Source organism: Candidatus Rhodobacter oscarellae, assembly GCF_001078595.1.
In the GTDB taxonomy this organism is placed as follows: domain Bacteria; phylum Pseudomonadota; class Alphaproteobacteria; order Rhodobacterales; family Rhodobacteraceae; genus Rhodobacter_B; species Rhodobacter_B oscarellae.
In genome coordinates this window covers 2103773-2118608 of sequence record NZ_LFTY01000002.1, presented here as the reverse complement: position 1 = coordinate 2118608, position 14836 = coordinate 2103773, and the positions used below count along the sequence as shown (strand labels likewise).

Annotated in this window: 15 protein-coding genes; 11 read left to right on the top strand and 4 right to left on the bottom strand. The window is 68.1% G+C overall.

Annotated features, from left to right (window positions below; all coding sequences use genetic code 11):
- Nucleotides 1-42 precede the first annotated feature (42 nt).
- The gene (gene murD, locus AIOL_RS14980; protein WP_049643723.1) at nucleotides 43-1437 is read left to right on the top strand and encodes a UDP-N-acetylmuramoyl-L-alanine--D-glutamate ligase; all 1395 of its coding nucleotides are present in this window, start codon (nucleotides 43-45) and stop codon (nucleotides 1435-1437) included.
- 110 nt (nucleotides 1438-1547) lie between these two features.
- On the opposite strand, the gene AIOL_RS14975 is transcribed toward murD, so the two are convergent.
- On the bottom strand, nucleotides 1548-2108 hold the full coding sequence (locus AIOL_RS14975; protein WP_082152613.1) for a tetratricopeptide repeat protein: 561 nt from the start codon (nucleotides 2106-2108) through the stop codon (nucleotides 1548-1550).
- Between the two features lie 66 nt (nucleotides 2109-2174).
- On the opposite strand from AIOL_RS14975, the gene AIOL_RS14970 reads away from it, so the two are divergent.
- From AIOL_RS14970 to AIOL_RS14940, 7 genes are all read left to right on the top strand, one after another.
- The gene (locus AIOL_RS14970; protein WP_049643722.1) at nucleotides 2175-2462 is read left to right on the top strand and encodes an SCP2 sterol-binding domain-containing protein; all 288 of its coding nucleotides are present in this window, start codon (nucleotides 2175-2177) and stop codon (nucleotides 2460-2462) included.
- A gap of 3 nt (nucleotides 2463-2465) precedes the next feature.
- On the top strand, nucleotides 2466-3407 hold the full coding sequence (locus AIOL_RS14965) for an alpha/beta fold hydrolase (RefSeq protein ID WP_049643721.1): 942 nt from the start codon (nucleotides 2466-2468) through the stop codon (nucleotides 3405-3407).
- Between the two features lie 319 nt (nucleotides 3408-3726).
- Entirely contained in the window at nucleotides 3727-6678 is a 2952-nt protein-coding gene (locus tag AIOL_RS14960; RefSeq protein WP_049643720.1) for a helicase-related protein, read from the top strand.
- Nucleotides 6679-7077: an RNA-binding S4 domain-containing protein gene (locus tag AIOL_RS14955; RefSeq protein WP_049643719.1), complete on the top strand. Its 399-nt coding sequence runs from the start codon at nucleotides 6679-6681 to the stop codon at nucleotides 7075-7077.
- A gap of 58 nt (nucleotides 7078-7135) precedes the next feature.
- Nucleotides 7136-7585, top strand: coding sequence for a response regulator (locus tag AIOL_RS14950; RefSeq protein WP_049643718.1), 450 nt, complete (start codon nucleotides 7136-7138; stop codon nucleotides 7583-7585).
- A 199-nt stretch (nucleotides 7586-7784) separates the two neighbouring features.
- The gene (fdxA, locus tag AIOL_RS14945) at nucleotides 7785-8123 is read left to right on the top strand and encodes a ferredoxin FdxA (protein ID WP_049645473.1); all 339 of its coding nucleotides are present in this window, start codon (nucleotides 7785-7787) and stop codon (nucleotides 8121-8123) included.
- Between the two features lie 304 nt (nucleotides 8124-8427).
- Nucleotides 8428-8937: a CarD family transcriptional regulator gene (locus AIOL_RS14940; protein ID WP_049643717.1), complete on the top strand. Its 510-nt coding sequence runs from the start codon at nucleotides 8428-8430 to the stop codon at nucleotides 8935-8937.
- A 153-nt stretch (nucleotides 8938-9090) separates the two neighbouring features.
- On the opposite strand, the gene AIOL_RS14935 is transcribed toward AIOL_RS14940, so the two are convergent.
- Entirely contained in the window at nucleotides 9091-9846 is a 756-nt protein-coding gene (locus AIOL_RS14935) for an adenosylcobinamide-GDP ribazoletransferase (RefSeq protein WP_049643716.1), read from the bottom strand.
- A gap of 79 nt (nucleotides 9847-9925) precedes the next feature.
- Here AIOL_RS14935 and cobT point away from each other — a divergent pair, with 79 nt between their 5' ends.
- Nucleotides 9926-10939 (top strand): nicotinate-nucleotide--dimethylbenzimidazole phosphoribosyltransferase, encoded by a 1014-nt coding sequence (cobT, locus tag AIOL_RS14930; RefSeq protein WP_049643715.1) that lies wholly within the window; start codon nucleotides 9926-9928, stop codon nucleotides 10937-10939.
- Nucleotides 10940-11066: 127 nt separating this feature from the next.
- Here cobT and AIOL_RS14925 read toward each other — a convergent pair whose 3' ends face one another.
- Both AIOL_RS14925 and AIOL_RS14920 read right to left on the bottom strand, forming a co-directional pair.
- The gene (locus AIOL_RS14925) at nucleotides 11067-11402 is read right to left on the bottom strand and encodes a hypothetical protein (protein ID WP_049643714.1); all 336 of its coding nucleotides are present in this window, start codon (nucleotides 11400-11402) and stop codon (nucleotides 11067-11069) included.
- A 72-nt stretch (nucleotides 11403-11474) separates the two neighbouring features.
- On the bottom strand, nucleotides 11475-12701 hold the full coding sequence (locus AIOL_RS14920; protein WP_049643713.1) for an AAA family ATPase: 1227 nt from the start codon (nucleotides 12699-12701) through the stop codon (nucleotides 11475-11477).
- Between the two features lie 336 nt (nucleotides 12702-13037).
- On the opposite strand from AIOL_RS14920, the gene AIOL_RS14915 reads away from it, so the two are divergent.
- Both AIOL_RS14915 and AIOL_RS14910 read left to right on the top strand, forming a co-directional pair.
- Entirely contained in the window at nucleotides 13038-14204 is a 1167-nt protein-coding gene (locus AIOL_RS14915) for a peptidoglycan glycosyltransferase FtsW (RefSeq protein ID WP_049643712.1), read from the top strand.
- Nucleotides 14205-14255: 51 nt separating this feature from the next.
- Nucleotides 14256-14836: glycosyltransferase (locus tag AIOL_RS14910; RefSeq protein ID WP_049645472.1), on the top strand; the 581-nt coding region annotated here is incomplete at its 3' end.

Here is a 14836-nt window from a genome sequence, read left to right as displayed (position 1 = left end):
CGCTGGGGTACGCCCGTAGGCGGTAAGGTAAGGAGGGATGCCATGATCCCGGTCAGGGGCTATGAGGGCAGGCGCGTGGGCGTTTTGGGGCTGGGCCGCTCGGGGCTGGCCGCGGCGCATGCTCTGGAGGAGGGCGGCGCCGAGGTGCTGTGCTGGGACGACGGCGCGGAGGCGCGCGAGGCCGCCGCGCGGCAGGCGCTGACGGTGGTGGACCTGTCCAAGCAGGGCGCGCTGGAGGATCTGGCCGCGCTGATCGTCTCGCCGGGCATCCCGCATCTCTACCCCGCGCCCAACCGCGTCATCGCCGCCGCCTGGGACGCCGGCGTGCCGGTGGACAACGACATCGGGCTGTTCTTTCAAAGCTTCGCCACCGAGGACTGGGCGCGGTTCGACGTGGAGCCGCGCGTGGTGGCGGTGACCGGCTCGAACGGGAAATCCACCACCAGCGCGCTGATCGCGCATGTGCTGGAGCACGCGCAGCGCCCGGTGCAGCTGGCGGGCAATATCGGGCGGGGGGTGCTGGACATCGACCCCGCGGAGGATGGCGGCGTGGTGGTGCTGGAGCTGTCCAGCTACCAGACCGACCTGGCGCGCGCGCTGACCCCGGATGTGGCGGTGTTCACCAACCTCAGCGCCGACCACCTGGACCGGCATGGCGGCATGGGGGGCTATTTCGCGGCCAAGCGGCGGCTTTTTGCCGAGGGCGGCCCGGACCGCGCCGTGGTGGGCGTGGACGAGGCGGAGGGGCGCTATCTGGCCAACCAGCTGACCCATGGGCCGAGCGATGACCGGGTGATCCGGGTGTCCTCGGGGGTGAAGCTGGCCGGGCCCGGGTGGAACGTCTTCGCGCGCAAGGGGTTCCTGGCCGAGACCCGCAAGGGGCGGCAGGTGGGCGCGATTGATCTGCGCCCCGTAAAGGGCCTGCCCGGCGCGCATAACCACCAGAACGCCTGCGCGGCCTACGCCGTCTGCCGCTCGCTGGGGCTGGCGCCGAAGGTCATTGAGCAGGCGTTCAGCAGTTTCGCGGGCCTGCCGCATCGCAGTCAGCTGGTCGCCGAGCGCGACGGGGTGGCCTATGTCAACGACAGCAAGGCCACCAATGCCGAGAGCGCCGCGCAGGCGCTGCAGGCCTTCAAGAACATCCGCTGGATCGCGGGGGGGCTGGGCAAGGAGGGCGGCATCGCCAGCCTCGCGCCGCATCTGGGCGCGGTCAAGAAGGCCTATCTGATCGGGCATTCCGCGCGGGAGTTCGCGCTGCAGCTGGGCGACACGCCGCATGAGGTCTGCGAGACCATGGGGCAGGCCGTGGCCCGCGCCGCCGAGGAGGCCGAGGCCGGGGACACGGTGCTTCTGGCCCCCGCCGCGGCGAGCTTTGACCAGTATCCGGATTTTGAGAAGCGCGGCGAGGCCTTCATGGCGGAGGTCGAGGGGGTTTGACCCGTCGTCCGCGGGCCGTGGGGCATTAAAGGTCCCTTCGGGCGGGATTGTAGCGTCCAGGTGCTACGCCGCCGGGCCGCCGCATCACGGGCGGCCCCGCACGCGCGCCGTTAAAGCCGCGCGCCGCCGACCTTCTGCTCGAGCGCCTCTATCGCCTGCCGCATCTCGGGCCGGTGGGGATGCATGGCTTCGACCATGTGCCAGACCTCCAGCGCCTCGTCGAAGAGCTGCGTGTCCTGCAGGATCACCGCGAGTCCGGTCAGCGCGCCGAAATGCTGCGGGTTCAGCGCCAGCGCGCGGCGCAGGTCCTCTAGCGCGGGGCCGTAATAGCCCTGCTGGAAGAGCGCCGTGGCGCGCAGGTTCCAGCCCTCGGCGAAGTCCGGGGCGTGATCGGTCAGGGCGGAGAAATGCTCGAAGGCGACGTCGAATTCGGACGCCTCCAGCGCCTCCTCGCCGCGCTGCAAGAGCAAGTCCATCGCCGCGGAGCCAGAGCGCGACCACTCGGTGCGAATCTGACGCTCGATCTGCTGCCAATTCTCGGTCGCCGGATCCGCCAGCTGCGCCAGCAGATCCTCCAGAGTCGCCTCCTGCGCCCAAATGGGCTGCGAAATACCACCGCAAAGCAGAAATACCGTAACGGCACGTTTGAAGATGTGTTGCAAAGCACCCATAACATTAGGGTAACACAGCCGGGTCAGAAATCGAGCCCCGGATGATCACTTTGAGAGGAGATCGCGATGAGCGACGTAATTCAGCAGGCCGTGGCGGCCCTAAGCGAGCGTCTTAGCGAGGGCTTTGACGGCGTCGCCAAGTTCGCCGTCGAGGGCGAGGGCGCGATCATGATCGACAGCGACGGCGCGCGGGCCGGCGACGAGGAGGCGGACGTCACGCTGAGCGCGGATGCCGAGACCTTCCAGGCGATCCTGTCCGGCGAGATGAACCCGACCTCGGCCTTCATGGGCGGCAGCCTAACGGTTGACGGCGACATGGGCCTGGCGATGAAGCTAGGCTCCCTGCTGGCCTAATACGTGACCGAGCCCGCCCCCTTCTACAGCGACGTTGCCGCCGGGCCCGACCCGGATATCTGCGCCTGGGCCACGGCCTCGGACGGGGTGCGGCTGCGCCTTGGGCTGTGGAAGGGCGGCCGCGCGGGCACCGTGCTGCTTTACCCCGGGCGGACCGAGTATCTCGAGAAATACGCCGGCGCCGCGGCCGCCTTTGCCGCGCATGACCTGTGCATGACCGCCATCGACTGGCGCGGGCAGGGCCTGGCCGACCGCCTGGTCGAGCCGCGCTATCTGGGCCATGTGGGCGAGATCGGCGACTACCAGCTTGACGCCGAGCCGCTGCTGGCGCTGGCCCGCGCCGAGGGCCTACCCGAGCCCTTCTATGTGATCGGCCATTCCATGGGCGGGGCCATCGCCCTGCGCGCGATCTACGAGGGCCTGCCCGTGGCCGCGGCCGGCTTCACCGCGCCGATGTGGGGCGTCTCGATGGCGCCGCATCTGCGCCCCGTGGCCTGGGCGCTGTCCTGGGCGGCGGATCTTGTCGGCCAGGGCGCGCGCCTGACGCCCGGCACCTCGCCGGTCAACTACGCCGCCGAGGCGCCCTTTGAGGGCAACATGCTGACCCGCGACCCCGAGATGTTCGAGACCCTAAGGCGCCAGGTCACCACCCATCCCGATCTCGCGCTGGGCGGCCCCAGCCTGCACTGGCTGCGCCAGTCGATGATGGAGTGCCGCCGCCTGATGGCGCGCCCCGCGCCGGACCTGCCGACGCTGACCTTCCTGGGCGCCAACGAGCGCATCGTGGAAACCGCGCCGATCAAGGCGCGCATGGCCAGCTGGCCCAAGGGCGAGCTTCGAATCGTGCCCGACGCCGAGCATGAGGTCATGATGGAAACGCCGGATTGCCGCGCCCAGGTCTTTGATGGCTTCGCGGCGTTCTTTAAGGCGCATGGCGTGGCGTGATCTTTCGTAAGGTGTTGATTTAGGGGCATTTCGGCCTTGCCCCGGTCCCTGCCGTTTTGCCGGCAGCCGCCCCCAGGCCCGACGCGCCCCGTCCCTTCGCAAAGGCTCTCCAACATGCGAATAGTGTGACGCTGGTTTGCGCCGCCCTGGTCGCTGCGCCCGTGGGCCGACGCCCGCGCGCCGCTCCCAAAGCCGCGCCCAAAGCCGCTCCCAAAACCTCGCCCCTTCCCCCATGCCGTGGCAGCCCCTTGCAATCTTTAGCTTGTGGCGCCCGCCTGCGACCCATACTTAGAAGACGAGCAGCCAATAGACCCCTCCCATGTCGCAATCCGCCGGGCGCATTACAGCCGTTCTGGGCCCCACCAACACCGGCAAGACGCATTACGCCATCGAGCGCATGCTGGCCTATCGCTCTGGGGTGATCGGGCTGCCGCTGCGCCTGCTGGCGCGAGAGGTCTACGACCGCATCGTGGCCCTGCGCGGCCCCTCCGTGGTGGCCCTGGTCACCGGTGAGGAGCGCATCGTGCCGCAGCGCACCCAGTACTGGGTCTGCACGGTCGAGGCGATGCCCGAGGGGCTGGGCCCGGACTTTCTGGCCATTGATGAGATCCAGCTCTGCGCCGATCCCGAGCGCGGCCATGTCTTCACCGACCGGCTGCTGCGCGCCCGCGGCACCCATGAGACGCTGTTTCTGGGCGCCGACACCATGCGCAGCACCATTGCCGCGCTGGTGCCCAAGGCGCAGTTCCAGCGGCGCGAGCGCATGTCCACGCTCAGCTATGCCGGCGCCAAGAAGCTCAGCCGCATGCCGGGCCGGTCGGCCATCGTCGGCTTCTCGGTGGACCAGGTCTATGCCATCGCCGAGCTTTTGCGCCGCCTCAAGGGCGGGGCCGCGGTGGTGATGGGCGCGCTTTCCCCGCGCACCAGGAACGCCCAGGTCGAGATGTACCAGAACGGCGAGGTGGACTACCTCGTGGCCACCGATGCCATCGGCATGGGGCTGAACCTGGACATCAACCACGTGGCGTTCTCGGGCCTGTCGAAATTCGACGGGCGCCGCATGCGCCTGCTGGCGCCCAACGAGCTGGCGCAGATCGCGGGCCGGGCCGGGCGCTACACCAATGACGGCACCTTCGGGGTGACGGGCGAGGCCCCGCCGCTGGACGACGGCATGGCCGAGGCCATCGTCGAGAACCGCTTTACGCCGATCAAGAAGCTGCAATGGCGCAACGCGCGGCTGGCCTTCGGTTCGACCCAGCGGCTGATCGCCAGCCTGGAGGCCCCGACCGAGGATGAGCGCCTGTCCCGCGCCCGCGAGGCCGACGACCTGATCGCGCTGAAGACCCTCTCGGAGATCCCCGCCATCCACGAGCGCAGCGCCGGGCCGCAGAACGTCAACCTGCTGTGGGATGTCTGCCGCATCCCCGATTTCCGCGGCATCTCGCATAACGAGCACGCCGCGCTCCTGCAGCAGATCTTCCTCTACCTGCACGAGTTCGCGCGGGTCCCCGACGACTACCTGGCCATGCAGATCGCCCGCATCGACCGCCCCGATGGCGACATCGACGCGCTGTCCAAGCGCTTGGCATATATCCGCACATGGACCTATGTGGCGCAGCGGAAGGGCTGGGTGGATGACGAAAGCCATTGGCGCGGCGAGACGCGCGCTGTAGAAGATCGCTTGTCAGATGCGCTGCACCGCGCGCTGACGCAAAGATTTGTGGACCGCCGCACCAGCGTGCTGATGCGGCGGCTCAAGGAGAAGGAAGCCCTGGTGGCCGAAGTGAACGACAAAGGCGAAGTGAGCGTCGAGGGGCATGCCGTTGGGCGGCTCGACGGATTCCGGTTCCATCAGGACGCCTCCGCGACCCCCGACGAGGCCAAGACCCTGCGCCAGGCGGCGCTTGCGGCGCTTAAGCCGGAATTCCACCTGCGCGCCGACCGCTTCTATAACGCGCCCGATACCGAGATCGACTTCACCGATCAGGGCGGGCTGATGTGGGGCGAGCTTGCCGTGGGCAAGCTGGTGGCGGGGCCCGAGACCCTGAAGCCGCAGGTCGAGGCCTTCGTGGACGACGAGGCCGGGCCGGACGTGGCGCAGAAGGTCGCGCGGCGCCTGCAGCACTTCGTCGACCGCAAGGTGGCCACCCTGTTCGAGCCGCTGATGGAGATGCAGAGGGACGAGGCCCTGACCGGGCTGGCGCGCGGCTTTGCCTTCCAGATGGTCGAGGCCCTGGGCGTGGCGCCGCGGGACGCCGTGGCCCAGGACGTCAAGGCGCTGGACCAGGACGCCCGCGCCCTGCTGCGCAAGCACGGCATCCGCTTCGGTCAGTTCACGATCTTCATGCCGCTGCTGCTGAAACCCGCGCCGACGCGGCTGCGCCTGCTGCTGTGGTCGCTCTCGAAGGGCCTGCAGGAATTCCCCGAGAGCCCGCCGCCGGGCCTGGTGACCATCCCCACGCCGCAGGGCGCCGAGCCCGGCGCCGACATGATGGCCGGCTACCGCATCGCCGGCGAGCGCGCGATCCGCATCGACATGCTAGAGCGGCTGGCCGACCTTCTGCGCGCCGAGGACAGCCGCGGCGGGTTCGAGGCGAACCCGGACATGCTGTCGATCACCGGCATGACGCTCGAGCAATTCGCCGATCTGATGCAGGGGCTGGGCTATGCCGCCGAGAAGGGCGAGCGCGAGAAGGTGAAGGCGGCGCCTGCGGAGGGCTCCTCGAGCCCTGACGGGGCCTCCTTGCCAGAGCGCGCTGCGGACAATGCCGCGGAGGCGCAGGCTGCGCCTACCGAAGAGGACCCGCAAGGGGGTGATGAGGCGCCGGTGCAAGAAGCCGCTGAGACGCCAGAAGCCGCCGAGACGCAAGAAGCCGCCGAGACGCAAGACGCTGCTGAGGCCACCGAAGCCACCGAGGCCCCCGACGCAGAAGATGCGTCCGCCGAAGCCGCCACGCCGGACGCGCCAGCAGAGCCCACCACCGAAGTCTTCTACACCTTCCGCTGGGGCGGCTTCATCAAGAAGCGCCGCGAGCAGGGGCAGGGCCAGCGCGCCCGCGGCCCGCAGAAAGGCCGCGACGGAGCGGAGGGTGGCGCGCGGCGCGGCAAGCCCGATGGCAAGCCCGGCGGAAAGCGCGGCGGCAAACCAGGGGGCAAGCCCGGTGGTCCGCCCAAGGCCAAGAGCTTCCAGGCCCGCCCGCCCAAGAAGGAAAAGGCAATCGACCCCGACAACCCCTTTGCCGCGCTTCTTGCTTTGAAGGACAAATCCTAGGTGAATGAAAGCCGCGCGACGATCCGAGTTGACAAATGGCTCTGGTACGCGCGGTTCTTCAAGACGCGGGGGCTGGCGGCCAAGCTGGTCTCGGGCGGGCATCTGCGGGTGAATTCCAACCGAATCGCGAAGGCGGCCCATGCCATCGGGGCAGGGGACACATTGACCTTCCCGCAGGGCAACCGCATTCGCGTGGTGACCGTTCTCGATCTGGGCACGCGGCGCGGCCCGGCGCCCGAGGCGCAGGCGCTTTATGACGATCTGACCCCCGCGCCAGAGCCCGCGCCGGAGGCTAGGCCGGCCCGCATAGAGCGGGATTCCGGCGGGCGCCCCACCAAGAAAGAGCGCCGCGCCCTGGACGGCCTGAGGGCGCGCGATACGCCGGATGACGGGCGTTAACGTTACGTAAAACCCTGCCGCGTAGTTTGGCAGAATGGTACTTAAGGGGTCCGGCGTAATGTCCAAGAATAAGCCACACTGCCTGTTGGTCGACGAAAGCGAATATTATCGCCGCCACATGCGCCAAGTGCTGACCCGTGGCTGCCCGAAAGTGCCGCTGCTGATCGCGCGCAGCTTTGCAGAGGCCCGCACCCGGCTGGAGGAGCAGGTGATCGGTTTTATCTTCATGGACAACCTGCTGCCTGACGGCACCGGCATCGATTTTGCCGAGGAGCTGTCGCACAACGCCAAGGCGGCGCATATCCCGGTGGCGCTGGTCTGCGACCACCTCACCCCGTTCCTGCATGCCAAGGCCGAAAAGCTGAAGGTGCGCCGGGTCTGGACCAAGCATCAGTTTAAGGCGCCGGAGGTGCTGCAGGTGCTGGCCGAGAACGGCATGGTGGAGCGGCGCTTGGCCGAGGCCGGATGGGAGGGCACGCGCCGGGACCGGCGCGCAGCGATCCAATAGATCACGGCCGCGGGCCTGCCTGGATCGCGCCTGACATCGCGCCTGACGAGGAAAACGTTCCGGTCGCGCATCTCGATGCGCCGGAGGTGTTCCAAATCCGCGCATAGTCCTGCGCTGTGGTCTCCAATTCGCCTTATGCTGCTTGAATGATCCCAAGGGCTGGATTAGCTACACCTCCGAGCAAGAGGCCGAGCCCGAAATGACCTACATCGTCAACGACAACTGTATCGCCTGCAAGCACACCGACTGCGTCGAGGTCTGCCCCGTGGACTGCTTTTACGAGGGCGAGAACATGCTGGTCATTCACCCCGATGAGTGCATCGACTGCGGGGTCTGCGAGCCGGAATGCCCCATCGAGGCGATCCTGCCCGACACCGAGCCCGACACCGAGAAATGGGTGGAGTTCAACCGCAAATACGCTGAGCTTTGGCCGGTCATCATCACCAAGAAAGATGCGCTGCCCGAGGCCGAGGAGCGCGACGGTGAGGAAGGCAAGCTGGAGAAGTACTTTTCGGAGGAGCCCGGCGAGGGCGGCTAACCCGACCGATTCGGTGGGTCAGCAAGGCTGACTGGGTTCAATTCTCGCAAAAATCGAGAAAATTTGGGATCTATTATGTTGAATTGTAACTAATTTCGGCGCTTTCGCACCTGCGGCGCTTTAAATTCCCGCAAAAAAATGTTACATTGCCTGCAGCAACAATGATGGAATCCTGTAACCACCTTAGGGCCGCATGCCCCAAGATGGTTTTTTTAGCGCCAAATTCGGAGAGGGGGTTCCCCGCGCGGTGCCGCGCCGGATGGGTGTCTAAGGCTTATGGGTTCCGCCTGAGTAAGGACGCTGCATGAGCAAAGCGAAGAAATTGGAATTCCGCCCGGATGATTTCGTGGTGTACCCCGCCCATGGCGTGGGCAAGATCGTATCGATCGAAGAGCAAGAGATCGCGGGCATCAATCTGGAGCTTTTTGTCATCTCCTTTGAGAAAGACAAGATGACCCTGCGCGTTCCAACCCACAAGGCGACCGAGGTGGGCATGCGCGCGCTTTCCGCGCCGGATGTGGTCTCGAAGGCGATGACGACCCTGCGCGGCAAGGCCAAGGTCAAGCGCGCGATGTGGTCGCGCCGCGCCCAGGAATACGAGCAAAAGATCAACTCTGGCGACCTGATCGCCATCGCCGAGGTGGTGCGCGACCTGCATCGCACGGATGATCAGCGCGAGCAGAGCTACTCCGAGCGCCAGCTTTATGAGGCCGCCCTGGAGCGCCTGACCCGCGAGGTCGCCGCGGTGGCGGGCTCTGATGAGGTCTCGGCGCAGAAAGAGGTCGACGAGGTGCTGATGGCCCGCGCGGCCTAACGCCCCGACCCATTCGTTCTTGCGGAGCGCCGCCCGGAAATCGGGCGGCGTTTTGCGTGGCGGGGCCGCTGTTAAAAGGTGTCGCTGCGCGACGCAGTATGAGCCCGTACTCGCCTCCGGCTCCGTGCGGGCGGGATTGGGCGCCAGGCGACGCTAAACAGTTGCGGCGGCGAGCACCGCGAGGATGGCGATCTCGCTTGTCTGCTGGGTTGCGCCCAAGATGTCGCCGGTCTGCCCGCCGATCTTGGCCCGCGCGACCAGCGCAAGCGCGGCGCTGATCGCGCCGCAAGCCAGCGCGGCGGGGAGCACCGCCCAGCCAATGGCGAGGCCTGCGAGCCCCAGCCCCACAAAGATCGCGACCCAAAGGGTCGCCCCCCCTGGCCTCCCGGTCGCCGCGGCCAGCCCATCGCCGCGCGCGTTCGGCAGTGCATACATTACCGCTACCATCGGCGCCCGGCTTAAGGCCCCCGCGGCCAATAGCGCGGGCCAAAGCGGCCCGGCGCCTGCGATTGCGGCCAGCGCGGCCCATCGCAGCCCTACGCCAAAGACCAGCGCCAGCACGCCGTAAGCCCCGATCCGGCTGTCGCGCATGATCTCCAGCCGCCGGTCCCGCGTCCAGCCGCCCCAGAGCCCGTCGGCGGTATCCGCCAGCCCGTCCTCATGCAGCGCGCCGGTCACAATGACCATCGCCGCAAGCGCCAGCCCCGCCGTCATCGCCGGGGGCAACCCGCCGGCCAGCCAGGCCACCGAAGCGCCGATCGCCGCCACCAAGAGCCCCGCCACCGGGTAGGCCCAGGCCGCCGCCGCGCCGCGCGGCACGCCGCGCAGCCGCACCGGCAGGCGCGTCAGCAATCCCACCGCCTCGGCGATGTCATTGGGGCGCAGAAGCTGCGTGTCGCGATCAGGCATCGGGCCGTCCGATTGGGGCTATATCAGGCATTGTGAAAGCGATAAGCCGCGCCCGAGAATATCGCAACTGGGGACATCGATGCAGCGACCAAATGATCTTGCCGGATACCGCTCCGTTTTGCGCGACCTGCCCGTTATGGATGCCGCCGCCGCCGCCGCCGCCGCGGAACGCAACGGGCAGCTTACCAAGCCGCCCGGCGCGCTAGGACGGCTCGAGGATCTGGCGCAATGGTATGCGGGTTGGCGCGGCGACGCGCGGCCCAGCCTGGCCGCCCCGCAGGTCATCATCTTCGCGGGCAACCATGGCGTCACCGCCCGCGGCGTGTCGGCCTTCCCGGCCGAGGTCACCGTGCAGATGGTGGCCAATTTCGAGGCCGGGGGCGCCGCGATCAACCAACTGGCCAAGGCCTTTGGCGCGAGGATGGACGTGCACGCGCTGGAGTTGGACCGACCCACAGCGGATTTCAGCCAGGGCCCCGCGATGAGCGAGGCCGAGGCCGTGGCCGCGCTGAACACCGGCTGGGACGCGGTTGACCCAGGCGCGGACCTGCTGGTCGTGGGCGAGATGGGCATCGGCAACACCACCTCTGCGGCGGCGCTGGCGGCCGCCCTTCTGGGCGGCGATCCTGGCGACTGGGTCGGGCGCGGCACCGGCGTGGATGACGCGGGCCTGGCGCTGAAGGCGCAGGTCGTGGGCGAAGGCATCGCGGCCAACCAGGCCGCCATGAGCGACCCTCTGGAGGTGCTGCGCTGCCTCGGCGGGCGCGAGATCGCCGCCATGGCGGGCGCGATCCTGCGCGCGCGCCTGCTTGGCATCCCGGTGATCCTGGACGGGTTCATCTGCTGCTCGGCGGCATTGGTGCTGTCCAAGGCGGCCGAGGGCGCGCTGGATCACTGCGTGGCGGGGCACCTCTCGGCGGAGGGCGCCCATGGGCGCATGCTGGACGCGATGGGCAAGGCGCCTTTGCTGTCGCTGGGCTTGCGGCTGGGCGAGGGTTCGGGCGCGGCGCTGGCCATTGGGGTTCTGAAGGGCGCGATTGCCTGCCACTCGGGCATGGCGACCTTTGCGGAAGCGGGGGTCTCGGACGGGTAGTCTGGCGGCTTTGCATGCGCGGGCCGCTCTTTCGACGCAAAACCCGCGGTGAGTGGCTCGGGATTAAGAAAATCTTGGTGATTCGTCCCGGATCATGGATCCGGGTGGGAGCGGCCGCTGCGGCCGCTTATGTGGCGAGGTCCTCCCAAGCCAGAAACGCCATATTGGTCGCAAGGCCCCAGGTCTGCCGGTGCAGCTGGTCGATCTCTGCCGTCGGGTTCTGGATCATGGCCACCGCGCGCTCGGACTGCGCGTGGTCGGTGAAATGCATCACCGTGAAATACTGCTGCTCCAGCGTCTCCATTGTGTCGAGGATGGAGGCCGGATTGCGCCGCCCAATCGGGTCGGCGCCCTGGGCGAGGCCCAGTTCCACCATCGCGGCGACGAAGCGGTCATAACGCGCGGCGAAGTCGGCGGGCGCGACGCCCGGCTTTAGATCGAAAACAGAGAGCATGCGGAACATTCGGGCAGCGTTCCAGACAACGCTGGGGAGGTCAATTGCGAAGCGCGAGACGGAAAGCGCTGGCGGCGAAGCTCACTCCGCCGCCAGCATAGGCGCATGTTGCAGCCCCTCGGCGCGCGCAGCACCTTCGGGGTCCGACATATGCGCCATGAGCCAGCCCTGCAGCTCCGCTGGGGAGAAACGCTTAGTGCCCAGGGCGGCGGCGAAGGGCTCGGCGAGATCGGCCCGCTCGGGATAAAACCGCGCGAAGAGCTGCGCGGCCTGCGCCGCGCCGACGAGCCCCAGCTCGACATGCATATCCGCGCGCCCGGGCCGGATCAGCGCCGGGTCCAACCGCTCGCGGTGGTTCGTGGTCATGAACAGCGCGCGGCCCTCCTGGGCCGCCACCCCGTCGATGGCGTTCAGAAGCCCCGAGAAGCTGATCCCCGGCAGCGCGTCGCCCGGGTCGCGGCCCTGGAACGCCGCGTCGATATCCTCGATTGCCAGGATCGCGCGGTCGGGCGCCTCGGCCATCGCCTCGCGCAGGTCCTCGTCGCCAAGCCCGCGCCGAGCGATGTCCAGGGTCGCCACGTCCAGGTGCAGCTCGGACGCCACCGCCCGGATCAGGCTGGACTTGCCAGTGCCCGGCGGGCCGTAGAGCAGGTAGCCCCGCCGCCAGGGCACGCCGCGCGCGACGTACCAGTCCTTGGCCGCGTAGAACCAGCGCACGTCCTCCAGCAAGCGCTCCAGCCGGTCATCCACCGACAAAACAGTGCCCAGGGGGCGCGCGGGAAGCTCGCACAGCTCCTGCCAGTAGCTGGAGGCGTACTGGAAGAGTTTCGGCCCGTCCCGCTCCATCGCCTCGGCGATCTGGGCGCCGCGCGCCAGCCAGGCCTGGACCTGCGCCTTGCGCCCGCCGAACACCTGGATCGATAGCGTTTCGAGCGGGCGCTGGCTTTGGCCCACACGGGCCTTCTCGCTCATCTCGCGCGAGAGGCGCACGAGCTGCGCGCCGACGCGGAACCAATGCACGCCCTTGGCCGGGGCGAAGGCGTCCTTGGCGTTCCGATCCACATGGAAGCGGCGGCTCTTGCGCAGGGCGCCGGTCTCCTCCAGCCACAGCAAGAGGTGCCGGAACCCATCGGTCCGGTTGTCCAGCGTCACCGTCAGCCATAGCCGCGCCGCGCCGAGCCGCCACAGCGCGCCCAGCACCATGTGCAGCACGCCGTAAGCCGCGCCGAGTGCGGCGAGACCAAGCCCGCCCACAAGAAAGTCGTTCTCAAGCGCCTCCGCCAAGAGGCCCTGAATGTCATAGGTCATAAGGATCGCGCCGGGCGTGGCCGGCGCCTCTTGGTTAGGGAAACAGGAGCGCCGATATCGGCGCGATCCGCGCTCTAACCTTGGGCCTTCCAGCCAGAGAGCGCGGCGTTGACAGATATGTTCATCCCGAGCCCTCCTTTCGTTGCCTGTGCTGGGGCGCGCGTGATCGCGTCTGCGGTGATTCGAATCAAGCACAAGTTGCGGGCGGGCCACGCATCTGTGGCCAAACCGCCACGAATCCGGGCCTTGTTTCGCTGGAAAAGCCCGCCGATTCCGGCTAGGCTGCGCCTCAGACCCGGCAAACGGGCGGATTGAGGCAGTTTTGAGCGGTGGATCATGACAGAGATGGTATTTGGCGCCGCGCCCATGCGCGACGGCGAGCCGATTTTGCCACGCTGGTGGCGCACGATAGACAAATGGACGATCTCGGCGGTCCTGTTGCTCTTCGGGGTGGGGATCCTGCTGGGGCTGGCGGCGTCGCCGCCCCTGGCCAGCCGTAACGGCTTTGCGCCCTTCCACTATGTCGAGCGGCAGGCGGTGTTCGGCCTCCTGGCGCTGACGGCGATGGTGCTGACCTCGATGATGTCGCCGCAGCTGGTGCGCCGGCTGGGCATCCTGGGCTTCTTCTGCGCCTTCGCGGCGCTGGCGCTGCTGCCGGTGCTGGGCACGGATTTCGGCAAGGGGGCGACGCGCTGGTACTCGCTGGGGTTTGCCAGCGTGCAGCCCTCGGAGTTCCTCAAGCCCGGGCTGATCATCATGACCGCCTGGCTGATGGCGGCGAGCCAAGAGATCAACGGCCCGCCGGGCAAGCTGTTCTCGTTCTTCGTCACCTGCGTGGTGGTGGGGTTCCTGGCGCTGCAGCCCGATTTCGGGCAGGCCTGCCTGGTGCTTTTTGCCTGGGGCGTGATGTGGTTCGTGGCGGGCGCGCCCTTCACCCTGCTGGGCGCTCTGGGCGCCAGCACGGTCTTGGTGGGCACGCTGGCCTATAACAACTCCGAGCATTTCGCCCGCCGCATCGACGGGTTCCTGACGCCCGAGGTCGACCCCACGACCCAGCTTGGCTACGCCACCGGCGCGATCCGTGAGGGCGGCTATTTCGGCGTGGGCGTGGGCGAGGGGCATGTGAAATGGTCCCTGCCGGACGCGCATACCGATTTCATCATCGCCGTGGCGGCAGAGGAATACGGGCTGATCCTGGTGCTCTTCATCATCCTGCTGTTCATGGGCATCACCGTGCGCTCGCTGTTGCGGCTGATCCGCGAGCGCGACACGTTCATCCGCCTGGCGGGCACCGGGCTGGCCTGCACCTTTGGCGTGCAGGCGATCATCAATATGGGCGTCGCCGTGCGGCTCTTGCCCGCCAAGGGCATGACGCTGCCCTTCGTCAGCTATGGCGGTTCGTCGCTGATCGCGGGGGGCATCGCGATTGGGATGCTTCTGGCGTTCACCCGGACCCGGCCGCAGGGCGAGATCGGGGACATCCTTGGACGAAGGGGTCGCTAGACCGTGAGTAAACCACTTCTCGTGATCGCCGCCGGCGGCACCGGCGGGCATATGTTCCCCGCCCAGGCCCTGGCCGAGATCATGCTGCGCCGCGGTTGGCGCGTGAAGCTATCGACCGATGAGCGCGGCGCGCGCTACACCGGCGGGTTCCCGCATTCGGTGCAGATCGAGGAGGTCGCCAGCGCGACCTTCGCCCGCGGCGGGTTTGCCGCCAAGCTGGGGGTGCCCTTCCGCATCCTGGGCGGCGTGATCGCCGCGTGGCGCGCTTTTCGGCGCGATCCTCCCGCCGCGGTGGTGGGCTTTGGCGGCTACCCGTCGATCCCGGCCCTGGCGGCGGCGCGGCTGATGCGCCTGCCGCGCATGATCCACGAGCAGAACGGCGTGCTGGGCCGGGTGAACCAGCTCTTCGCCAAACATGTGGACCGCATCGCCTGCGGCACCTGGCCCACCGAGCTGCCCAAGGGCATCGAGGGGCACCATGTGGGCAACCCGGTGCGCGGCGCCATCGCCGCCAAGGCCGCCTCGCCCTATATCGCGCCCGGCGAGCACCCGATGGACCTGTTGGTGATCGGCGGCAGCCAGGGCGCGCGCATCCTCTCCAAGATCGCACCCGCCGCCTTCAAATCCCTGAC